The organism is Streptomyces sp. cmx-18-6, assembly GCF_046548915.1.
GTDB lineage: Bacteria > Actinomycetota > Actinomycetes > Streptomycetales > Streptomycetaceae > Streptomyces.
This window is the reverse complement of record NZ_JAEBEP010000018.1, coordinates 35,879-56,569: the sequence shown is the minus strand read 5'-3', so window position 1 is coordinate 56,569 and position 20,691 is coordinate 35,879. Positions and strand designations below refer to the sequence as shown.

Sequence of the window (20,691 nt, the reverse complement as noted above, 5' to 3'; positions counted from 1 at the left end):
GTGCGACTCGAAGCGATCACCTGGGAACGGCTGGCCGGCGAGCTGGCCCGGCACGGCGACGGCCTCTCCGCCGCCGACGGCGCCCCGTGGCTGACCCTCGGCATCGACGGCGCTCCGGCCGCCCGCACCGATGACCTGGCCGAACGCGTGGCCGAGGAGCTGAGATCGCGCGGCCGGTCGGTGCTCGTCGTCTCCACCGGCGGCTTCCTGCGCCCGGCCAGCCTGCGCTTCGAGTACGGCAAGGAGGACCCGGACTCGTACGCCGAGAGCTGGTTCGACACGGCGGCGCTCCGGCGCGAGGTGTTCGGGCCGCTGGAGGCGGGCGGCTCCGGGCGGGTGCTGCCCGACCTGTGGGACCCGGTCACGGACCGCGCCACCCGCACGCCGTACCACCCGTTGCCGGAGGGCGGGGTGGTGATCGTGCACGGGCCGCTGCTGCTCGGCCACTGGTTCCCGTTCGCGCTGAGCGTCCATGTGCGGCTCTCGCCGGGGGCGTTGCGGCGGCGCACGGCGGAGGCGGAGCGGTGGACGCTGCCTGCTTTCGCCCGGTACGAGGAGGAGGTCGCGCCCTCCGACGCGGCGGACGTGGTCGTGCGCGCGGACGACCCCCGGCACCCGGCGTGGTCGGGGCTGCCCGGCAGCGACTGACGACGGCGGCGTCCTGCCGGAGGGATCCTTCTGCCCGCCGAGACGGATCCCCACGCGGATGTGCGGGCGGGCTCGCCCTCGCTGCCGGGCGCGCGGGCGAGGTCGCCCGGGCCGTACATGCCTGGCGCACCCCGCCGTTATGCCCGGCGCACCCCGCCGTTGCGCCGGTGCGCACGCTGTTAGGCCGGTGGGCTTCGCCGTTGCGCGGACGCACCCCGCCGTTGCGCCCGGCGCACCTCGCCATTGCGCGGGTGCGCCCGCCGTCACGCCGGTGGGCTTAGCCGTTGCGCGGACGCACCCCGCCGTTACGCCCGGCGCACCCCGCCGCAAGCCGGTGCACCCGCCGTCACGCCGGTGGGCGTCCGCCCACCGTGGCCACCGCCTCGGCCCCGGCCCGGCAGCCCTCCGCCGCGGCGGCCCGGTCGTCCGCCCCGGCCAGCAGGGCCGCGAGGAACCCGCCGGTGAACGCGTCGCCCGCGCCCGTCGAGTCGACCGGGTCGCGGACCGGGCGGGCGTGGACCCGCCCCGTCACCGCGCCCCCGGCGGCGAGCACCGCACCCCGGTCGCCCAGGGTGGCGACGACCCTCGGGAACGTACGGCTCAACTCGGCCGCCGCGTCGCCCGGTTCGGGGAGGCCGGTCAGGAGTCGCGCCTCGTCCGCGTTCGGGAGCAGCAGCTCGGCCCCCTCGGCGAACTCCAGGAACCGCTTCGGGCCCAGCTCCGCCAGGAACCCCGCCGACGCCGGATCGACGCTCACCGGAACACCCCGCTCCCGGGCGGTGCGCAGGGCCAGCAGCGCCGTGGCGCGGCTCGTCGCGGCGAACAGGAGGTAGCCGGAGATGTGCAGCCACCCCGCACCGTCGAGCATCGATGGCGCGAAGTCGTCGGTCGCGAGCCGCGTCACGGCCCCGCTGTCGGTGAGGAACGTCCGCTCGGCGGCGGCGTCCACCAGCGCGATGACGGTCGCGGTCGCCACCTCCGCGTCCACCGCCAGCAGCGCCCGCACCCCCGCCCGCTCCAGGGCGTCCCGGTGCCAGCCGGCGGACCCCGCCCCCGCCCGGGCCAGCAGCGCCACCTCCGTACACCCCGAACGCACCGCCCAGCACGCGACGTTGGCCCCCGCCCCGCCCGGCAGGGAGCGGATGCGGGCCGCGTTGTCCGTGCCGTGGACGAGCCCGGAGCCGTGGAGCGCCACCACGTCGGTGACCACGTCTCCCACCACCAGGAGCCCCCGGGCCGGCCCCGAAAGGCTCACCGGACGGCCGCTGCGGCGATCCGCGCCGCGAGCCGCACGTTTCCGCGTACCGCCGCCAGGTTCGCCTCCAGCGACGCGCCCTCGGTCCGCCGCATCAGCTGGTCCAGCAGGAACGGGGTGACGCCCTGCCCGCTGATCCCGCGCTCCCGGCACGCGTCGAGCGCCTCCGCGAGCACCCGGTCGTGCAGGGCGGGGTCCAACTGGTCCGCTTCCGGGACGGGGTTGGCGACGATCAGCGCGGCCCGCGGGCCGCCCAGCGCCTCCTTCGCCCGCATCACCTCCACCACCTGCTCGGGGCTGTGCACGGTCCAGTCGACCGGTCGGCCGGAGCTGCTGAGGTAGAAGCCCGGGAAGTGCCCGGTGCCGTAACCGACGATGCCGACCCCCAGGGTCTCCAGCCGCTGGAGCGTCGCCGGGACGTCGAGGATCGATTTCACGCCCGCGCAGACCACGGTGATCCCGGTGCGGGCGAGCAGCCGCAGATCAGCCGACTCGTCCTGACTCTCGGCCCACTCCCGGTGTACGCCCCCGAGCCCGCCGGTCGCGAAGACCCGCAGGCCCGCCCGCGCCGCCAGGAACGCCGTCGCGGACACCGTCGTCGCTCCGCTCGCCCCGAGCGCGAGGGCGGGGGCGAGGTCGCGGTGGCCCAGCTTCCGGACCGCCGGCTCCCCGGCCACCCGCTCCAACTGGTCCTTCTCCAGCCCCACATGGGCCTGCCCGTCCAGCACGGCGACGGTGGCCGGGACCGCACCGGCGGACCGGACGATGCCTTCCAGCTCGGTCGCCACCCGAAGGTTGCGGGGACGCGGCAGCCCGTGCGCGATGATCGTCGACTCCAGGGCCACGACGGGCAGCCCGCCGGCCAGCGCCGCGCGCACCTCGGTCGAGAGAACCGGCTCGTAGGCGGTGTCGGTGTTCTGTGGCATGCCCCCATCCCTGTCGCGGGTGGAAGGGCCGCAAACCACGGGGAGACGAGTTCCGGCCGGTCCTGGTGACGGGTCGGCCGGAAGTGGTCGCTAAGGTGACCGGCCATGACGACAAACGACCAGGCCCCCGCCTCTTTCGCCGTGCACATCCCGGACGCCGAGCTGGAACCGGAGCCCCTCGATCCGGCACAGATCGTCTCGGGCGACCCCGTGGTGACGGGCAAGGTGCTGTGGGAGTCCGCGGACGGCGAGCAGGTGCGCGGGATCTGGCAGATCACGCCGGGAGTGGTCACCGACACCGAGGCGAACGAGCTGTTCGTGGTGGTCAGCGGGCGGGCCACCGTGGCGGTCGAGGGCGGCGCGACGCTGGAGATCGGGCCGGGGGACGCCTGCGTACTGCGCGAGGGCGACCGGACGACCTGGACGGTGCACGAGACGCTCCGCAAGGCGTACCACATCAGCCTCTGAGGCCCGAGAGGTTCCGGCGGTGGAGGGCTTCATGCTCCGGCGGACGGCCTCATGCTCAAGCGCCGGACGGCTTCATGCTCCGGCGCAGCGCGAGCGCGGCCACCGGCAGGAGCAGCGCGGCGCCGATCGCGTTCAGCGGGCCGTACCCCCACTGGGCGACGATCACCCCGGCCGTGGCGCCGCCGACGCCCGCCGCCGTGTTCATGGTGAGGTCCGACAGCCCCTGCACGGCGGCGCGGGCGGCCTGCGGCACGGAGTCGGTGAGCAGCGCCGAACCGGCGATCATCCCCGCCGACCAGCCGAGGCCGAGGACGAACAGGCCCACGGCCGTCTGGCCGTGCCGGGGCCCGGCGGTGCCCGCGAGCAGTGCGGCGCAGCTCAGCAGTCCGACCGCCAGGCCGATCACGGCGAGCCGGCCGAAGCGGTCCGCCAGCCACCCCATCACCGGCGAGAACGCGTACATGCCCGCGATGTGCCCGCTGATGACGAGCCCGATCAGCTGGAGGTCCGCGCCGTGGTGGCCCAGGTCGACCGGGGTCATGACCATGATCGACACCATGGCGGTGTGCGACACGGTGATGGTCGCCAGGGCCAGCTTGGCCATCGGCGACTCCCGGACGGCCGCGACCCCGGCGCGCAGGGACCGCTTCTGCTCGCCCCCGGAGCTCTGCGGGGCCAGGGCGCGCGCCGTGAGCAGCGGGTCCGGGCGCAGCAGGAGCGCCACGACCACGCCGGCGAGCAGGAAGGCGACGGCGGACCAGAGGTAGGGGCCCGCGGTCTCGGGCACCGGCGTCCCGCGGAACAGCCGGCCGGCCGGAGCCGCGATGTTGGGGCCCAGCACCGAGCCGATCGTGGTGGCCCAGACGACGGTGGAGATCGCCCGCCCCCGCCGCTCCGGCCCGACCAGGTCGGCCGCCGCGAACCGGGCCTGGAGGTTGGCGGAGGACCCGGCTCCGAACGCGGCCATCCCCAGCAGCAGCAACGGGAAGCTGCGCACCACCGTGCCGAGGACCACCAGCGCCCCGCCCAGCGCGCCGATCAGGTAGGCGAGCACCAGACCGGGGCGACGGCCGCGCGAGGTCATCAGGGCGGCCAGCGGCAGCGACAGCAGCGCCGTGCCGGCGACGGACGCGGTCGGGGCCAGCCCGGACAGCGCCTCGGAGCCGGTCACCTCGGTGGCCAGCATCGGGGCCAGGGCGATGCCGATGGCCACACCGAGGCCGCCGAGTATCTGGCTGACGATGAGCACGGCCGACGTCCGGCGCTGGAGGGCGGGCAGCCCGGCGGCCGTGACCGGGGAGAGCGCGGAGCGGGGCAGGGATGGCGTCACCGGCGCAGTGTGCCATCAGACGTACCCGAAGACGCACCCGTACGAGTGAACCGGCCACCGCGGCCTCCGCGAGCGCACCCCGAGGGGGGTGACAGGCCCTAGAACAGCGGCTGCGGGAGCACCCCCTCCAGCGCCAGCAGCTGCCGCTTGGTCTCCAGCCCGCCCCCGAACCCGCCGAGGCCCCCGTCGCTCTCCACCACCCGATGGCAGGGCACCACCACCGGCAGCGGGTTGGATCCCATGGCGACCCCCACCGCCTGCGCGGCTTCCGGCCGGCCGACCCGCGCGGCCAGCTCCCCGTAGCCGACGACCGTGCCGTAGGGCACGCCCGAGGCCAGCTCGCGGAGCACCTCGCGGTGGAAGCCCGCCGTCAGCGACCAGTCCAGCTCCAGGCCGAGATCCTGCCGCTCGCCCGCGAAGTACGCGGCGAGCCGGCGTATCGGCTCGGCGAGCCGCGTCGATCCGGGCGCTTCCACCGGCTCCGCGCCGAGCCGGGTCCGCAACCGCGCCAGCGTCGCGTCCCGCACGGCGGGGTCGGCGTGAAAGGCCACACTCACCAGTCCGGCGGAGGTCGCGGCGAGCAGCAGCGGCCCGATGCCGCTCTCCACGACGGACCACTCGACGGTCGGCTCCTCGCTGAGCCCGTAGCTGTTCATGCCGACCACCGTACGACCGGCCACTGACAACGGCGGGCCCACCGGAGAATCGCTTGACAACGGTGGGCCCGCCGGAGGAACGGGTGACAACGGCGGGCCCGCCGGAGAGACGCGTCCGGCTACGGGCCCACCGCGAAGCCACCACGTGCCCGGGGTGTGCGTCAGCCGGTGGCGTCGCGCACCACGTCGGGGTAGTTGGTGATGATGCCGTCGACGCCGAAGGCGTTGACCTTCGCCGCGTTCGCCGCGTCGTTGACCGTCCAGGTGTGCACCTGGAGCCGCTTGCCGTGCGGGCCCTTGAGCCGCTGCACGGCCGCCACGTAGTCGGCGCCGATCGTCGTGTACGAGGGGTTGATCTGGTCGGTGAAGGCCGCGTACGCGGGGAGGTCGGCCACCGGCGGGGTGCCCAGGAAGCCGGTGGTGACGTCGGGGCGCAGGGTGTGCACCTTCTTCACGCTGTCGGCGCCGAAGCTCTGGATGACCAGCCGGTCCCGCACGTGCGAGCGGTCCAGCCACCCCGCCTGGCGCAGCACCCGCAGGATGTCCCGCTCGATGCCCGGGTAGGTCTGGGGACTCTTGATCTCCAGGAGCAGCTTCTGGCGGTTGCGCTCCAGGCGGTGCAGGAACTGGGCGAGCGTCGGCACCCGGGTCCCGGCGAACCGTTCGCCGAACCAGCTGCCCGCGTCCAGCCGTGCCAGCTCCGCGGCGGTGAAGTCCTTGACCGCCCACGGCGCGCGGTCGGGGAAGACCTCCTCGACGTTCGTGGTGCGCTTCAGGCCGGTGTCGTGCAGCACGACCAGCACGCCGTCCCTGGTGCGCTGGACATCGTTCTCCACCCAGTCGACGCCGAGCCGCGCGGCGGCGTCGACGGCGGCGAGCGTGTTCTCCGGTGCGTAGCCCGACGCGCCCCGGTGGGCCACGACGACGGGGGCGGCCTGCCGGTCGGCAGCCTGCGGGGCCGTGGCCTGCGTCTGGGAGCCGGGCAGCAGCAGGGCGCCGGCGCCGAACACGGCCGCGGCGGCGGTGGAGGCGGTTGCAGTGCGTACGAACACGTGAACTCCTCGTGACGGAGTGCGGGGACACGTCGAGGTTGACAGTGGCGCGTCAACGCCGGGCGGGGGCGCGGTGGACGACGCGTTGCGCGACGGTGACGAGCTCTCCCGCCGAAGGAGGCGCCGATCTCCCACGGAAGGCCCTGCGGCGGCCCCACGGAGGGCTCTGCGGAGGCCCCTGCGGAGGACCCTGCGACGGGCCCATCGCCTCGCCCGCCGCCGGAGCCTCATTGTCGGGCAGCGGGGAGCGACCCGCACGGCGTTGATCGTCGATCACGGGGCCCGCCGGATCCCGGCGATCCCCCGGATGCGAGGCCGTTGTCAGTGGGGAGCCGTACGGTGGTTGCATGCGGCCCGTTTCCAAGATCGAACGTTCGGTGGCGCCCTTCGAGGTCGTCAGTCCCTACCAGCCCAGCGGCGACCAGCCGGCGGCCATCGCCGAGCTGGAGCGGCGCATCCGCGCAGGTGAGAAGGACGTCGTCCTGCTCGGCGCGACCGGCACCGGCAAGTCGGCGACCACCGCCTGGATGATCGAGAAGCTGCAGCGCCCCACCCTGGTGATGGCGCCGAACAAGACCCTCGCCGCCCAGCTGGCCAACGAGTTCCGCGAGCTCCTGCCGAACAACGCGGTGGAGTATTTCGTCTCGTACTACGACTACTACCAGCCCGAGGCGTACGTCCCGCAGTCGGACACCTACATCGAGAAGGACTCCTCCATCAACGAGGAGGTCGAGCGGCTGCGCCATTCGGCGACGAACTCGCTGCTCACCCGCCGCGACGTCGTCGTGGTCGCCTCCGTCTCCTGCATCTACGGCCTCGGCACGCCCCAGGAGTACGTGGACCGGATGGTCCAGCTCAAGGTCGGCGAGGAGGTCGACCGCGACCAGCTGCTGCGCAGGTTCGTCGAGATGCAGTACACGCGCAACGACCTCGCGTTCACCCGCGGCACCTTCCGGGTGCGCGGCGACACCATCGAGATCTTCCCGGTCTACGAGGAGCTCGCCGTCCGCATCGAGATGTTCGGCGACGAGATCGAGGCCCTCTCCACCCTGCACCCGCTGACCGGCGAGGTCATCAGCGAGGACCGGTCCCTGCACGTCTTCCCCGCCAGCCATTACGTGGCCGGGCCCGAGCGGCTCCAGAAGGCCGTCCGGGGCATCGAGGAGGAGCTCCAGGAACGCCTGGCCGAGCTGGAGAAGCAGGGCAAGATGCTGGAGGCCCAGCGCCTGCGCATGCGCACCACGTACGACATCGAGATGCTCCACCAGATCGGCAGCTGCTCCGGCGTCGAGAACTACTCGATGCACTTCGACGAGCGGGCCCCCGGCACCGCCCCCAACACCCTCCTCGACTACTTCCCCGAGGACTTCCTCCTCGTCCTCGACGAGTCGCACGTCACCGTGCCGCAGATCGGCGCGATGTACGAGGGCGACGCCTCCCGCAAGCGCACGCTCGTCGACCACGGCTTCCGGCTGCCGTCCGCCATGGACAACCGCCCGCTGAAGTGGGAGGAGTTCCTCAAGCGGATCGACCAGACGGTGTACCTCTCCGCCACCCCGGGCAAGTACGAGCTCTCGCGCGGCGACGGCTTCGTCGAGCAGATCATCCGCCCCACCGGCCTCGTCGACCCCGAGATCGTCGTCAAGCCCACCGAGGGGCAGATCGACGACCTGGTGCACGAGATCCGCAAGCGCACCGAGCGCGACGAGCGGGTCCTCGTCACCACCCTCACCAAGAAGATGTCGGAGGACCTCACCGACTACTTCCTGGAGCTGGGCATCCAGGTCAGGTATCTGCACAGCGACGTCGACACCCTGCGCCGCATCGAGCTGCTGCGCGAACTGCGCTCCGGCGAGTACGACGTCCTGGTCGGCATCAACCTGCTGCGTGAGGGCCTCGACCTGCCCGAGGTGTCCCTCGTGGCCATCCTCGACGCCGACAAGCAGGGCTTCCTGCGCTCGGGCACCTCGCTCATCCAGACCATCGGACGCGCCGCCCGCAACGTGTCGGGCCAGGTCCATATGTACGCGGACAAGGTCACCCCCGCGATGGCGCAGGCCATCGACGAGACGAACCGCCGCCGCGAGAAGCAGATCGCCTACAACACCGAGCGCGGCATCGACCCGCAGCCGCTGCGCAAGAAGATCAACGACATCGTCGCGACCATCCACCGCGAGGAGATCGACACCGAGCAGCTCCTCGGCACCGGCTACCGCCAGGGCAAGGACGCCAAGACCCCGGTGCCCGCGCTCGGAGCCAAGGCGGCCAAGGGCGGCGCGAGGACGAAGGGGGCTTCCCCCGGCGCGGTGGTCAGCGACCGCCCCGCGACCGAACTCGCCGGGATCATCGAGGAGATGACGGACCGGATGCGGGCCGCCGCCGCCGACCTCCAGTTCGAGGTGGCCGCCCGGCTGCGTGACGAGGTGGGCGAGTTGAAGAAGGAGCTGCGCCAGATGAAGGAGGCGGGCCTCGCCTGATTCCGCCGAGGGCGGCGTCGCCGGGGCCGCGACGAGGAGCGCACCGGGGTTCCGGCCATCCCGGTGTGTTGCAAGACCGACACGAAAACGGACGGAACCTGCTGCCGCCCTGGGGGGAATGCGTAGGGTGCGGGGAAACCGCACAGGACGGTTGCGGGGCAATGCCGAGAGGGGACAGCGCGTGACGGTCAATATGACCAAGGGTCAGGCCATCAGCCTGCAGAAGAGCGACGGGGGGACCCTGACCGCGGTACGGATGGGGCTCGGCTGGCAGGCGGCTCCGCGCCGCGGACTGTTCGGCTCGCGCACCCGGGAGATCGACCTGGACGCCTCAGCGGTGCTCTTCGCCGACAAGCAGCCGGTCGACGTCGTGTTCTTCCGCCACCTCGTCAGCGACGACGGCTCGGTCAAGCACACCGGCGACAACCTGGTCGGCGGCGCCGGTTCGGGCGGGGACGACGAGGCCATCCTCGTCGACCTCCAGCGCGTCCCGGTCCACATCGACCAGATCGTCTTCACGGTGAACTCCTTCACCGGGCAGACGTTCCAAGAGGTGCAAAACGCCTTCTGCCGCATCGTCGACGAGACCAACGGCCAGGAGCTCGCCCGGTACACGCTGGACGGCGGCGGCCAGTACACCGCCCAGATCATGGCGAAGGTGCACCGTGCGGGCGCCGGATGGCAGATGACGGCTCTGGGGAACCCGGCCAACGGCCGTACCTTCCAGGACCTGATGCCGTCCATCCTGCCGCACCTGTAGGCGGACCGGGCCGGACCGGATCAGGCCGGCGCCGGCCCGTGCGGCTCCCGGAGGCGTTCGCTGCCGGGAGCCGCATCCCGCGGCGGGGACACGACCGCGCCGAGCCCTCCGCCACGCACAGGAGAGCACAGGGGAACCGAGCGCCAAGAAGCAGGAACCAAGCACCGAGAAGCAAGCGCGGCCCCGCACCAGCGGCGGCGCGGAGCACGTACAGCACACACGGCACGACCGGCACCGCACCCCGCAGGCGCGGTCCATCGTCGAGGGGGACAGGGCAATGACGGCCGAACTGGTCCGGGGGCAGAACCACACCTTGCCCCAGACCCGTCTGGAGATCCGGATATCGGCGGGCTCCCCCGTCCTGGCCGGCGCCACCCTCGGCGACGAACACGGCACCGTGCACGGCGCCGAACGGATCGCCCACCCCGGATCGCCCCGGCTCCCCGGGCTCGAGGTCTCCCGGCAGGCCGCGGCCGACCACCGCCTCGCCGTCGACCTGGAGGCCCTGCCCGAGGCGGTGCACCGCGTCACCGTGCTGCTCGCCCTCCCGACCGGCGTCGGCGGCCCCACCAGGTTCGGCGCCACCGCCGCCCCCTTCGTCGCCGTCACCGGCCTCGACGGCGTCGAGATCGCCACCTTCACGCTCACCGGCCTGGACGCCGAGTCGGCGGTCAGCGCCCTGGAGCTCTACCGCCGCCAGGGCGCCTGGAAGGTCCGGGCCGTCGGACAGGGTTACGCGGCCGGGCTCGCCGAGATGCTCGCCGACCAGGGCGTGGACCGGGCCGCGGAGCTGGCCGTGTCCATCCAGGAGGCGGTCACCCGGTCCCTGGCCCGCTCGGTGGCCCCGCCGCCGCCCCGGACCCCGGAGGGCGACCGCGTACGGCAGGCCACCGGCTCGTCGGACCGCCGCCCGTCCGTCACGCCTCCGCCCGCCCGCCCCGCCGAGCCGCTGACCGACCCCGCCGCCGGGCCTCCGGAACCGCCGGCCGCCCCCGCCGGACCCGCGCCGAGCGGCCCGGCGAACGCGGGCGCGGGATCCACCGCCGACAGCCCGATCAACTACGCGCACCCCCGCAGGCAGCACGCCGCCCCACCGCCGCCCCCGCCGGTCGCGCCCCCCGCCCAGCCCGGTCAGGCCGCGCAGCCGGTCGCCGGGGACGCCACCGGCTGGTCGATGGACGAGCGCCTCTACAACCAGATCTGGGGCATGTTCGAGGACCTGGCACGGGCCGCCGCGGCCTACCGCTCCGCCGTGGACTTCGCCGAGTCCCGGATGGACCAGGAGCTCGACCGCGCCCTGTCCGACCCGCGCAACCGGATCGGCGGCGCGGGCGACCGCGCCCGCGAGCAGGCCCGCGCCAAGCGCGACGAGCTGACCACCCGGGCCCGCGAGGTCCTCGACCGCGACCTCGCCCAGCTGGCCGCCGAAGCGGCCGTCGTGGAGCCCGCGCTCCCCGCCGCGTACGCGGGCTGGGACAACCCCGTCTGGCACGCCCACCGCGTCCCGATGGAGCTGCCGATGGCCCTGCGCATCGGTGACCTCCATCTGCCCGAGCGCACCGACCTGCGCATCCCGCTGCTCGTCCGGTTGCCGCTGGAGCGGGGGATGTGGGTGGACAGCAGGCGTACGGCCTCCGAGGCCGCCGCCCTCATGGACAGCGACCGGCTCCGCCGCCTCGCGATGGAGACCGCCGTCCTGCACGCGGCCCGGCTGCTCGCCGTCTACCCGCCCGGCGAGTTCTCGGTGCACGTCATCGACCCGGCGGGCTCGGCGGCGGGGCCGCTCGCGCCGCTCGTCGACGCGGGCGTCCTCGCCGGACCGCCTGCCGCCGGACCCGGGGGAGTGGCCTCGGTCCTCGCCCACCTCACCCGGCGCGTGGACCTGGTGCAGATGGCGGTCCGGGCCGGGGCGGCCGACTCGCTCCCGCCGGACCTGGACACCGGTGAGCAGCTCCTGGTGGTCAACGACTTCCCGCACGGTTTCGACGACCGGGCCGTCACCCAGCTCCGCTACCTCGCCGACGAGGGCCCCTCGGTCGGGGTGCATCTGCTGATGGTCGCGGACCGGGAGGAGGCGAGCGCGTACGGGCCGGTGCTCGACCCGCTGTGGCGTTCGCTGCTGCGGATCACCCCGGTCGCCGACAGTCACCTCGCCGACCCCTGGGTCGGTCACGCCTGGACGTACGAACCGCTGACGACACCGCCGGGCAGTCACGTACTGGAGCGGGTCCTGGCATCGGTGGCTGCCGCCCGCCGGACCGGCGGACGTTGAGCCGGCGCCCCTTCCGGGCTGCGGTGCGGACTCGGCGAAAGATGCCCTGAGCAGCGGGTTCGGCGACCTCTTTAGCCTCGCCTTTACCTTTTCTTGGTGATCCCTGTACTGTTCGGGGCACGGAGGGGAGTACTCCTTACGCGACGTTCCCGTCAGTACGGACCGTGACCGGTCCCGGGGCGTCGGCCCGGCACGCATCCCGTGTGCCAGGGCGGAAGAGACCTCCGGCAGCGACGACGCTGATCAGTAGCCGTAGCGAACTGCCGGAGGCGCAGTGGACGTTTCATGGACCCTTTGGGCCCTCACCATCTTCGGGCTGTCAGCCCTGATCGCCGTCGACTTCTTCATCGGGCGCAAGCCCCATGACGTGTCGACCAAGGAAGCCGGGATCTGGACGATCGTCTGGATCGCGCTGGCCGTCGTCTTCGGACTCGGCCTGCTGGTGTTCGGCAACAGCCAGGCATCCGGCGAGTTCTTCGCGGGCTTCATCACCGAGAAGTCGCTCAGCGTCGACAACCTCTTCGTCTTCGTCCTCATCATGGCGAAGTTCTCGGTCCCCTCGCACCTCCAGCAGCGGGTGCTGCTCATCGGCGTGCTCATCGCGCTGGTGCTCCGGGCGATCTTCATCGCCGCCGGCGCCGCCGTGATCGCGAACTTCTCGTGGGTGTTCTACATCTTCGGCGCGTTCCTGATCTACACCGCCTGGAAGCTCATCCAGGAGGCGCGGGCCGGCGAGGAGGAAGAGGAGTTCGAGGAGAACCGTCTCCTCAAGTCGATCGAGCAGCGCTTCGGCGTCGCCGACCAGTACCACGGCACGAAGCTCTTCATCCAGCGCAACGGCAAGCGCATCCTGACCCCGCTCATGGTGGTCATGCTCGCCATCGGCACCACCGACGTGCTGTTCGCGCTGGACTCGATCCCGGCGATCTTCGGCCTGACCCAGGACCCGTACATCGTCTTCACCGCCAACGCCTTCGCGCTGATGGGCCTGCGGCAGCTGTACTTCCTCATCGGCGGTCTGCTGAAGAAGCTGGTCCACCTCAGCTACGGCCTGTCGGTGATCCTCGGCTTCATCGGCGTCAAGCTGGTGCTGCACGCCCTGCACGAGTCCGGGGTGCACGTGCCGGAGATCTCCATCCCGTTCTCGCTCACCGTCATCTGCGGCGTGCTGGTCATCACGACGATCACCAGCCTGATGGCCAACAAGAAGCAGGCCGCGGCGGACGCGAAGAGCGTCGACGCGGCCGACGAGGAAACCGAGAGCGTCAACAGCTGACGCCCGGCCGCCCAGAGCCTGTCCGGTCCTGATCCGCCGGACAGGCCCCCGGGGCGGTGCGGGGACTCACTCACCGGCAGCGGCCGGGGTGGCACGGTGCGAGCCGTCCACCCCGGCCGCTGCCGTGCGTATGCCCGGGTCGAGGCCGGTGAGGAATGCGCGGACAGCGGCGGCGAAGCCCTCGCTGAAGGACAGGCGACGCCCGTCGAGGCCCAGGTCCACACGTGCCGCTTCCGGGGCGACGGAGGGGGTGGAATGCCCGGTCGAGGTCATACCGGGATCCTGCGACCCGGGTCTGACAGTCGCCCGGACCGGACCTCACCCCCGCCGGCCCCCGGTCGGCTACCAGCCCCGCGCCCGCCACTCGGGCAGGTGCGGCCGCTCGTCGCCGAGTGTCGTGTCGTCGCCGTGCCCCGGGTAGACCCAGGTCTCGTCGGGCAGCCGGTCGAAGAGCTTCGTCTCGACGTCGTGCAGCAGGCTTGCGAACGCCTCCGGGTCCTGGTGCGTGTTGCCGACCCCGCCGGGGAAGAGGCAGTCCCCGGTGAACAGGTGCGGGGCCCCGTGGGGGTCGTCGTAGACCAGGGCGATCGAGCCGGGCGTGTGGCCGGTCAGGTGGCGGGCGGTCAGCTCGACCCGGCCGACCGTGATCGTGTCGCCGTCCTCCACGGGCACGTCCGTGGCGACCGGGATGCCCTCGGCGTCGTACCGGCCCGCGTACGTCCGGGCGCCGGTGGCCGCCACCACCTCGGCCAGCGCCTGCCAGTGGTCGCCGTGCCGGTGGGTGGTGACGACGGAGGCGATGGAGTCGTCACCGATCAGCGCCAGGAGGGTCGCGGGCTCGGCCGCCGCGTCGATGAGGAGCTGCTCGCCGGTGGCCCGGCAGCGCAGCAGATAGGCGTTGTTGTTCATCCCGCCGACGGCGACCTTGGAGATCATCAGACCCGTCAGTTCGTGCACGCTCGCCGGTCCGCCGACCTTCACCGCTCCGCTGTACGTCATGCGGCTCAGCCTAATCCGTCCCCGCCAGGCCCGGCCGCTCCCGAGGAGAGTCCCGGCCCGGCCCCGGCAGGCCCCGCCCCTACAGCGGCGGCAGGGCGGGCAGTGCGCCCCCGGTCACGGTCAGCGTGGAGCCGTCGCGGCGGCCGGCCAGCCAGCCCAGCAGATCGGCGGCCGTGCCCCGTACCGCCACCGGAGCGTCCGCCGCCCCGCCGCCCGTCGTCCAGGTCCGGCCGCGGTCGTCGGCGAGGGTGGTGGCGGGGACGTCCGAGTGGCCGGTGAAGCGGTCGGCGAGGAAGGCGATCTCCCGCTCGGTGAACGCATCCGGCAGGTCCTCCAGCTCGTAGCCGACGTCCAGGTCGACGTGGTGGAGTTCCAGCTCGATCAGGCGGCGGAAGGGGACCCGGGACGCGGTGTCCGTCACTCCGTTGCGCAGGGTGACCGTACGGGACCAGTCGGCCGGTTCGGCGGCCGCCGCGTCGAAGCGTTCGGCGCTCTCCTTGAGGTCGGCCAGTTGTTCGGCCAGCGGGCGAGGCGCGCCGGCGGCGATGTCGGCGTCCCGGGTTTCGCTGCTCGCGTACATCGGGAGCCCCCGGAGAACATTTCCGATCGCGTCGGCGTTACGTGACAGGTGGGCCAGTACATGGCCCCGACTCCATCCGGGCAGCCGTGACGGCTCGGCGACAGCGGCGTTGTCCCACGTGCCCGCTTCGCTGAGCAGCCGATCGGTCGCCTCGCGTACAGCTCCCAGGTCGTGCGCATGATCAATCATGCGGCCGAGCCTAGCTCCGCCACTCGTTCGGGTGAAGGAGTCCAACGGCGACCATAAATCGAATGTGCGTGCTATACGCTCGGTAGGGAAACTTCCTACATCGCTGTGGCGCCCCCCATACCCTGGAACGGGGGCTCAGTTCCCCCCGTTTCTCTCTAGAAAGGTGCGGACCGGCGTGGCCGACCGTCTCATCGTCCGTGGCGCGCGCGAGCACAACCTCAAGAACGTCTCGCTCGATCTCCCCCGTGACTCCCTCATCGTCTTCACCGGGCTCTCCGGGTCGGGCAAGTCGTCCCTCGCGTTCGACACGATCTTCGCCGAGGGCCAGCGGCGCTATGTGGAGTCCCTCTCCTCGTACGCCCGGCAGTTCCTCGGCCAGATGGACAAGCCGGACGTCGATTTCATCGAGGGCCTGTCCCCTGCCGTCTCCATCGACCAGAAGTCGACCTCGCGCAACCCGCGCTCGACGGTCGGCACCATCACCGAGGTCTACGACTACCTCCGGCTGCTCTTCGCCCGGATCGGCAAGCCGCACTGCCCCGAGTGCGGCCGCCCCATCGCCCGCCAGTCGCCGCAGGCCATCGTGGACAAGGTCCTCGGCCTGCCCGAGGGCAGCCGCTTCCAGGTGCTCTCCCCGCTGGTGCGCGAGCGCAAGGGCGAGTTCGTCGACCTCTTCGCCGACCTCCAGACCAAGGGGTACAGCCGGGCCAGGGTCGACGGCGCCACCATCCAGCTCTCCGAGCCGCCCACGCTCAAGAAGCAGGAGAAGCACACCATCGAGGTGGTCGTCGACCGCCTCACCGTCAAGGACAGCGCCAAGCGCCGGCTCACCGACTCGGTCGAGACCGCCCTCGGCCTCTCCGGCGGCATGGTCGTGCTCGACTTCGTCGACCTCCCCGAGGACGACCCCGAGCGCGAGCGGATGTATTCCGAGCACCTCTACTGCGCGTACGACGACCTCTCCTTCGAGGAGCTGGAGCCGCGCTCCTTCTCCTTCAACTCGCCCTTCGGCGCCTGCCCCGACTGCACCGGCATCGGCACGCGTATGGAGGTCGACCCGGAGCTGATCGTTCCGGACGAGGAGAAGTCGCTCGACGAGGGCGCCATCCACCCCTGGTCCCACGGGCACACCAAGGAGTACTTCGGCCGGCTGATCGGCGCGCTCTCCAAGGCCCTCGGCTTCCGCACGGACATCCCCTGGGCCGGACTGCCGCAGCGGGCCAAGAAGGCCCTGCTGTACGGCCACAAGATCCAGACCGAGGTCCGCTACCGCAACCGGTACGGGCGCGAGCGCGCCTACACCACCCCCGCCTTCGAGGGCGCGGTGCAGTTCGTCAAGCGGCGTCACACCGAGGCCGAGAGCGACTCCAGCCGGGAGCGCTTCGAGGGCTATATGCGCGAGGTGCCCTGTCCCACCTGTGAGGGCACCCGGCTCAAGCCGATCGTGCTCGCGGTGACGGTGATGGAGAAGTCCATCGCCGAGGTCGCCGCGATGTCGATCAGCGAGTGCGCCGAGTTCCTCGGGCGGCTGAAGCTGAACGCCCGCGACAAGAAGATCGCCGAGCGGGTCCTCAAGGAGGTCAACGAGCGGCTGAAGTTCCTGGTCGACGTCGGCCTCGACTACCTCTCGCTGAACCGCGCGGCCGGCACCCTCTCCGGCGGCGAGGCCCAGCGCATCCGGCTGGCCACCCAGATCGGCTCCGGCCTGGTCGGCGTGCTGTACGTCCTGGACGAGCCGTCCATCGGCCTGCACCAGCGCGACAACCACCGCCTGATCGAGACCCTGGTACGGCTCCGCGACATGGGCAACACGCTCATCGTCGTCGAGCACGACGAGGACACCATCAAGGTGGCGGACTGGGTCGTCGACATCGGTCCCGGCGCGGGTGAGCACGGCGGCAAGGTCGTCCACTCCGGCTCGCTCAAGGAGCTGCTGGCCAACAAGGAGTCGATCACCGGCCAGTATCTCTCCGGAAAGCGGGCCATCCCGACGCCGGACGTCCGCCGCCCGGTCGACCCCTCCCGCAGCCTCACCGTGCACGGGGCCCGCGAGAACAACCTCCACGACATCGACGTCTCCTTCCCGCTCGGCGTGCTCACCGCCGTCACCGGCGTCTCCGGCTCCGGGAAGTCGACCCTGGTCAACGACATCCTCTACACCCACCTGGCCCGCGAGCTCAACGGCGCCAAGTCGGTCCCCGGCCGCCACACCCGGGTCGACGGCGACGACCTCGTCGACAAGGTGGTCCACGTCGACCAGTCGCCGATCGGCCGGACCCCCCGGTCCAACCCGGCGACGTACACCGGAGTCTTCGACCACGTCCGCAGGCTGTTCGCCGAGACGATGGAGGCGAAGGTGCGCGGCTATCTGCCGGGCCGCTTCTCCTTCAACGTCAAGGGCGGCCGCTGCGAGAACTGCTCCGGCGACGGCACGATCAAGATCGAGATGAACTTCCTGCCCGATGTGTACGTCCCGTGCGAGGTCTGCCACGGCGCGCGCTACAACCGGGAGACCCTGGAGGTCCACTACAAGGGCAAGTCCATCGCCGAGGTGCTGGACATGCCGATCGAGGAGGGCCTTGACTTCTTCGAGGCCGTCCCGGCGATCGCCCGCCACCTCCGTACGCTCAACGACGTGGGCCTGGGATACGTGCGGCTCGGGCAGTCCGCGCCGACCCTCTCCGGCGGTGAGGCGCAGCGCGTCAAGCTGGCGAGCGAGCTCCAGAAGCGCTCCACCGGCCGCACGGTCTACGTCCTGGACGAGCCGACCACCGGTCTGCACTTCGAGGACATCAGCAAGCTGATCACGGTGCTCTCCGGCCTGGTCGACAAGGGCAACTCGGTGATCGTCATCGAGCACAACCTCGATGTCATCAAGACCGCCGACTGGGTCATCGACATGGGCCCCGAGGGCGGCAACGGCGGCGGTCTGGTCGTCGCCGAGGGAACCCCGGAGCAGGTCGCCTCGGTCCCCGCCAGCCACACCGGGAAGTTCCTCCAGGGCATCCTGGACGCGGACCGGATCAGCGAGGCCGCGGTGCCCTCGGGCCGGGGGACGGCTCGTAAGACCGCCGCCCGCAAGACCGCCGCTGCCAAGAAGACCGCGGCGGCCACGAAGACGGCGGCCACCAAGGTCACGGCGGCCAAGAAGGCGACGGCCACGAAGGCCGCCGCCACCAAGGCCACCGCGAAGAAGGCGACGCGCGCCCGCAAGGCGTGAGCCGACGACCGCGGCCCCCTCCCGTCCAGGAGGGGGCCGCGGTCGCGTGGCGGGCAGGCGGGATACCGGCCCGGCCGCAGGCCGCCCGTTCCCCGCCGGTATCGTCGCTTCCGTCACCGGCGGCAACGGCCCTCGCCGCTTCCCGGCCCGCTCGGCGACGCCCGCCCCACCCCGCACAACGACCCGTGGAGTCCGCATGCCCGGCCTGCCCGCCGCCCGCCGTACCGTGCTGAAGGGCGCCGCGCTCGCCGGCGCCGCCGGGCTGGGAGCGGCCGCCTGCTCGACCGAGTCCAAGCTCGGCCACGCCAAGTCGCCCCTCCCCACCGCCCCCGTCGACCTCGGCGAAGCCTCCGAGGTGCCCGTGGGCGGCGCGAAACTCTACCGCGAGCAGCGCCTCGTCGTCAGCTGCCCGGCCAAGGGCGAGTACAAGGCGTTCAGCGCCCAGTGCACCCACGGCGGCTGCGTCCTGACCAAGGTCGAGGGCACCGAGGGCCACTGCGCCTGCCACGGCAGCCGCTTCGACACGACCACCGGCAAGGTCGTCCAGGGCCCGGCCACCGTGCCGCTGCCCGCCGTCCCGGTCACGGCCGACGGCGGAAAGCTCGTCGCGGGCCCCGGAGCCTGACACCACCGCGTACGGACGGCTCAGCCGCGCGCAGACGCCTCAGCCGCGCCCGGGGACGCCTCAACTCAACGGCGTACACGGACTCCTCGACCGCGCCCGGACGCCCCACCCGCGTACGGAAGCACGCCCCACGCGACGCCGGGGTCAGTCCCAGTCCCAGTCGATGCCGACGAGGCCCGGCCCCGCCCCCTCCTCCACCACGTGCACCGTCCGGTGCCTGCCGGTCAGCGTGAGGTCCCGCCGGGCCGCGCGCGCCGCCCCCGCCGACGACTGCTCGAACCGGCGGCACCGCACCGGCAGCGCGGCCTCGTCGAAGCCGACCTGGAGCACGTACTGCCCGCCGCCGAAGGTGAAGCCGCGGACGTACTCGTCGCTCGCCCCGCCCGTACCGTCCTCGAAGCCGTAGCCGAAGAGGTACGTCTCGCCGCGGCGCAGCCGGGTGTCGAACAGCAGCTCCGCCACCAGCACCCCCGCGTCCCCGTCCCAGCGCACCCGCCCGGTCCGGCAGTTCTCCCCGGCCCGCACGGCGATCCGCGACGGGTCGCACCCGGCGTCGCCCCGGTGGACCGCCAGGTAGCGGTCGACGCCGTCCCGGTGCGCCCGTACGACATGGAGCGAGGAGCGGCCCGCCAGCTCGCGCCGCGCCCCGATCCGCACCCGCTCCTGGTGGCCCACCGTGTGCAGCCCGCCGTCCACGGGCGACTCCATCGCCGCCAGCAGCCGTTCCACCGCGCCCGACGACTCCAGCAGCGAGCGGTACGAGCGGGCCGCCGGGCGCTCCCCGTCCGCACCGGGACCGTCGCCCCGCAGCAGCCGCAGCAGCGAGTCGTCCGGCAGCGCGAGCACGTCCTCCAGCGCCCGGACGGCCCGCAGCGACTCGGGCCGGCGGGGACGGCGTACGCCCTGCTGCCAGTAACTCAGGCTGGTCACCCCGAGCTTGACGCCCCGGTGCGCCAGATGGTGCTGCACCCGGTGGAGCGGCAGCCCGCGCACCGAGAGGGCCGTGCGCAGGGCCAGATGGAAGGGGCCGGTGTCCAGGGCCTGGGCGAGTTCTCTCTCGGTGTGCCGCACGGCGGGCCTCCGGTGAACGTTCACGTGGGGGAGAGGGGACACCGCCCCCGGGGGATGCGGGGGAGCAGGTGACCGGGCTGCGCCGTTCACACGGGCGTCGCGCCGTTCACACCGTGATGTCACTCCGCATTGAAGCGTGTTGACCTGCTCCGGACAACGGTCGATGCTCCTCATCAGCGTCCGGACGCGCTCCTCCGATCCCCGCCCCCCGCCTTGGGAGGAACGCCATGCGCAACCGAAGAATCCTGCCTCGAAGGCCCGGCAGGTTCCCGTTCACGGCCCTTCTGGCCGCCGCCCTCCTCGCCGTCCCCGCGGCCACCGCCACCGCGGCCCAGTCCCCGGCCCAGCCTCCGGTCCAGTCCTCGGCCCAGCCCCAGGCCCAGGACGGCGGTGTCTCCATCGCCGCCGCCCAGCGGCTCAACATCACCATGCAGGCCCAGCAGAAGACCAACTGGTGCTGGGCGGCCGGCGGCAACACCATCGCCGCCTGGTTCGGCCGCGGTTACTCGCAGAACCAGTTCTGCAACGCCTCCTTCAACCGCTCCCAGAACACCGAGTGCCCCAACTCGCAGGCCACCCTGGGCAACGTCCAGACCGGACTCTCCTGGGCCGGGGTGAGGCCCGGCAGTTACGTCACCGGCTGGCTGCGCTACCCGACCGTGCAGAGCGAGATAGCGGCCCAGCGCCCCATCGAGACCCGCATCCAGTGGTCGTCCGGCGGCGGGCACATGCACGTCATCTACGGCTACGACGACGCTGGCAGCTGGGTCTACTGGGGCGACCCATGGCCCTCCAGCGACCGCTACAACTGGGCCTCGCACTCCTGGTACGTGAACAACAACCAGTTCTCCTGGACCCACTCGCTCTACCGGATCGGGGCGTGAGGA

Annotated in this window: 18 protein-coding genes; 9 read left to right on the top strand and 9 right to left on the bottom strand. The window is 72.4% G+C overall.

The features are described from left to right. Positions 1 to 648, top strand: a complete 648-nt coding sequence (locus ACLJPL_RS30820) for a uridine kinase (RefSeq protein WP_411084242.1) — start codon at positions 1 to 3, stop codon at positions 646 to 648. Positions 649 to 994: 346 nt separating this feature from the next. Here the strand turns inward: ACLJPL_RS30820 and ACLJPL_RS30815 are convergent, their stop codons facing one another. After that, positions 995 to 1,903, bottom strand: a complete 909-nt coding sequence (locus ACLJPL_RS30815; protein WP_411084241.1) for a carbohydrate kinase family protein — start codon at positions 1,901 to 1,903, stop codon at positions 995 to 997. Continuing rightward, positions 1,900 to 2,829, bottom strand: coding sequence for a pseudouridine-5'-phosphate glycosidase (locus ACLJPL_RS30810; protein ID WP_411084240.1), 930 nt, complete (start codon positions 2,827 to 2,829; stop codon positions 1,900 to 1,902). The genes ACLJPL_RS30815 and ACLJPL_RS30810 overlap by 4 nt, the downstream gene beginning before the upstream one ends. Positions 2,830 to 2,934: 105 nt before the next feature. On the opposite strand from ACLJPL_RS30810, the gene ACLJPL_RS30805 reads away from it, so the two are divergent. Next, positions 2,935 to 3,297 carry a cupin domain-containing protein gene (locus tag ACLJPL_RS30805; RefSeq protein WP_411084239.1) on the top strand — a complete coding sequence of 121 codons (363 nt, stop codon included), beginning with the start codon at positions 2,935 to 2,937 and terminating at the stop codon, positions 3,295 to 3,297. A gap of 55 nt (positions 3,298 to 3,352) precedes the next feature. Here ACLJPL_RS30805 and ACLJPL_RS30800 read toward each other — a convergent pair whose 3' ends face one another. From ACLJPL_RS30800 to ACLJPL_RS30790, 3 genes are all read right to left on the bottom strand, one after another. Continuing rightward, positions 3,353 to 4,627 (bottom strand): MFS transporter, encoded by a 1,275-nt coding sequence (locus ACLJPL_RS30800; RefSeq protein WP_411084238.1) that lies wholly within the window; start codon positions 4,625 to 4,627, stop codon positions 3,353 to 3,355. Positions 4,628 to 4,725: 98 nt separating this feature from the next. Further along, the gene (locus tag ACLJPL_RS30795) at positions 4,726 to 5,283 is read right to left on the bottom strand and encodes a methylated-DNA--[protein]-cysteine S-methyltransferase (protein WP_411084237.1); all 558 of its coding nucleotides are present in this window, start codon (positions 5,281 to 5,283) and stop codon (positions 4,726 to 4,728) included. Between the two features lie 161 nt (positions 5,284 to 5,444). Beyond that, positions 5,445 to 6,335: a glycerophosphodiester phosphodiesterase gene (locus tag ACLJPL_RS30790; RefSeq protein ID WP_411084236.1), complete on the bottom strand. Its 891-nt coding sequence runs from the start codon at positions 6,333 to 6,335 to the stop codon at positions 5,445 to 5,447. Positions 6,336 to 6,682: 347 nt separating this feature from the next. On the opposite strand from ACLJPL_RS30790, the gene uvrB reads away from it, so the two are divergent. The 4 genes from uvrB to ACLJPL_RS30770 all read left to right on the top strand — a co-directional run bounded on the left by uvrB (position 6,683) and on the right by ACLJPL_RS30770 (position 13,120). Next, positions 6,683 to 8,812 (top strand): excinuclease ABC subunit UvrB, encoded by a 2,130-nt coding sequence (gene uvrB, locus ACLJPL_RS30785; protein WP_411084235.1) that lies wholly within the window; start codon positions 6,683 to 6,685, stop codon positions 8,810 to 8,812. Positions 8,813 to 8,993: 181 nt separating this feature from the next. Continuing rightward, positions 8,994 to 9,572 carry a TerD family protein gene (locus ACLJPL_RS30780; RefSeq protein ID WP_324979169.1) on the top strand — a complete coding sequence of 193 codons (579 nt, stop codon included), beginning with the start codon at positions 8,994 to 8,996 and terminating at the stop codon, positions 9,570 to 9,572. Between the two features lie 277 nt (positions 9,573 to 9,849). Next, on the top strand, positions 9,850 to 11,844 hold the full coding sequence (locus tag ACLJPL_RS30775; RefSeq protein WP_411084234.1) for a TerD family protein: 1,995 nt from the start codon (positions 9,850 to 9,852) through the stop codon (positions 11,842 to 11,844). A gap of 274 nt (positions 11,845 to 12,118) precedes the next feature. Beyond that, positions 12,119 to 13,120, top strand: a complete 1,002-nt coding sequence (locus ACLJPL_RS30770; protein WP_411084233.1) for a TerC family protein — start codon at positions 12,119 to 12,121, stop codon at positions 13,118 to 13,120. A 66-nt stretch (positions 13,121 to 13,186) separates the two neighbouring features. Here ACLJPL_RS30770 and ACLJPL_RS30765 read toward each other — a convergent pair whose 3' ends face one another. The 3 genes from ACLJPL_RS30765 to ACLJPL_RS30755 form a co-directional block, all read right to left on the bottom strand. Further along, positions 13,187 to 13,393 (bottom strand): hypothetical protein, encoded by a 207-nt coding sequence (locus tag ACLJPL_RS30765; RefSeq protein ID WP_411084232.1) that lies wholly within the window; start codon positions 13,391 to 13,393, stop codon positions 13,187 to 13,189. 69 nt (positions 13,394 to 13,462) lie between these two features. Then, on the bottom strand, positions 13,463 to 14,119 hold the full coding sequence (locus ACLJPL_RS30760; RefSeq protein WP_411084231.1) for an MBL fold metallo-hydrolase: 657 nt from the start codon (positions 14,117 to 14,119) through the stop codon (positions 13,463 to 13,465). Between the two features lie 79 nt (positions 14,120 to 14,198). Then, the gene (locus tag ACLJPL_RS30755; protein WP_411084230.1) at positions 14,199 to 14,888 is read right to left on the bottom strand and encodes a maleylpyruvate isomerase family mycothiol-dependent enzyme; all 690 of its coding nucleotides are present in this window, start codon (positions 14,886 to 14,888) and stop codon (positions 14,199 to 14,201) included. A gap of 175 nt (positions 14,889 to 15,063) precedes the next feature. Between ACLJPL_RS30755 and uvrA the strand changes: the two genes are divergently transcribed. Then, positions 15,064 to 18,108, top strand: coding sequence for an excinuclease ABC subunit UvrA (uvrA, locus tag ACLJPL_RS30750; protein WP_411084229.1), 3,045 nt, complete (start codon positions 15,064 to 15,066; stop codon positions 18,106 to 18,108). A gap of 196 nt (positions 18,109 to 18,304) precedes the next feature. Beyond that, positions 18,305 to 18,733 (top strand): Rieske (2Fe-2S) protein, encoded by a 429-nt coding sequence (locus tag ACLJPL_RS30745; protein ID WP_411084228.1) that lies wholly within the window; start codon positions 18,305 to 18,307, stop codon positions 18,731 to 18,733. A 144-nt stretch (positions 18,734 to 18,877) separates the two neighbouring features. Here the strand turns inward: ACLJPL_RS30745 and ACLJPL_RS30740 are convergent, their stop codons facing one another. Then, the gene (locus ACLJPL_RS30740) at positions 18,878 to 19,804 is read right to left on the bottom strand and encodes a hypothetical protein (RefSeq protein WP_411084227.1); all 927 of its coding nucleotides are present in this window, start codon (positions 19,802 to 19,804) and stop codon (positions 18,878 to 18,880) included. A gap of 227 nt (positions 19,805 to 20,031) precedes the next feature. Here ACLJPL_RS30740 and ACLJPL_RS30735 point away from each other — a divergent pair, with 227 nt between their 5' ends. Then, positions 20,032 to 20,688 (top strand): papain-like cysteine protease family protein, encoded by a 657-nt coding sequence (locus ACLJPL_RS30735; protein ID WP_411084226.1) that lies wholly within the window; start codon positions 20,032 to 20,034, stop codon positions 20,686 to 20,688. The last annotated feature ends 3 nt before the right edge of the window (positions 20,689 to 20,691 follow it).

What these genes read in the sequence shown, in the direction of transcription:
- ACLJPL_RS30810 (WP_411084240.1), bottom strand. Translation starts at nt 2,829, where the DNA reads ATGCCACAGAACACCGACACCGCCTACGAGCCGGTTCTCTCGACCGAG.
- ACLJPL_RS30805 (WP_411084239.1), top strand. Translation starts at nt 2,935, where the DNA reads ATGACGACAAACGACCAGGCCCCCGCCTCTTTCGCCGTGCACATCCCG.
- ACLJPL_RS30795 (WP_411084237.1), bottom strand. Translation starts at nt 5,283, where the DNA reads ATGAACAGCTACGGGCTCAGCGAGGAGCCGACCGTCGAGTGGTCCGTC.
- uvrB (WP_411084235.1), top strand. Translation starts at nt 6,683, where the DNA reads ATGCGGCCCGTTTCCAAGATCGAACGTTCGGTGGCGCCCTTCGAGGTC.
- ACLJPL_RS30775 (WP_411084234.1), top strand. Translation starts at nt 9,850, where the DNA reads ATGACGGCCGAACTGGTCCGGGGGCAGAACCACACCTTGCCCCAGACC.
- ACLJPL_RS30765 (WP_411084232.1), bottom strand. Translation starts at nt 13,393, where the DNA reads ATGACCTCGACCGGGCATTCCACCCCCTCCGTCGCCCCGGAAGCGGCA.
- ACLJPL_RS30760 (WP_411084231.1), bottom strand. Translation starts at nt 14,119, where the DNA reads ATGACGTACAGCGGAGCGGTGAAGGTCGGCGGACCGGCGAGCGTGCAC.
- ACLJPL_RS30755 (WP_411084230.1), bottom strand. Translation starts at nt 14,888, where the DNA reads ATGATTGATCATGCGCACGACCTGGGAGCTGTACGCGAGGCGACCGAT.
- ACLJPL_RS30745 (WP_411084228.1), top strand. Translation starts at nt 18,305, where the DNA reads ATGCCCGGCCTGCCCGCCGCCCGCCGTACCGTGCTGAAGGGCGCCGCG.
- ACLJPL_RS30735 (WP_411084226.1), top strand. Translation starts at nt 20,032, where the DNA reads ATGCGCAACCGAAGAATCCTGCCTCGAAGGCCCGGCAGGTTCCCGTTC.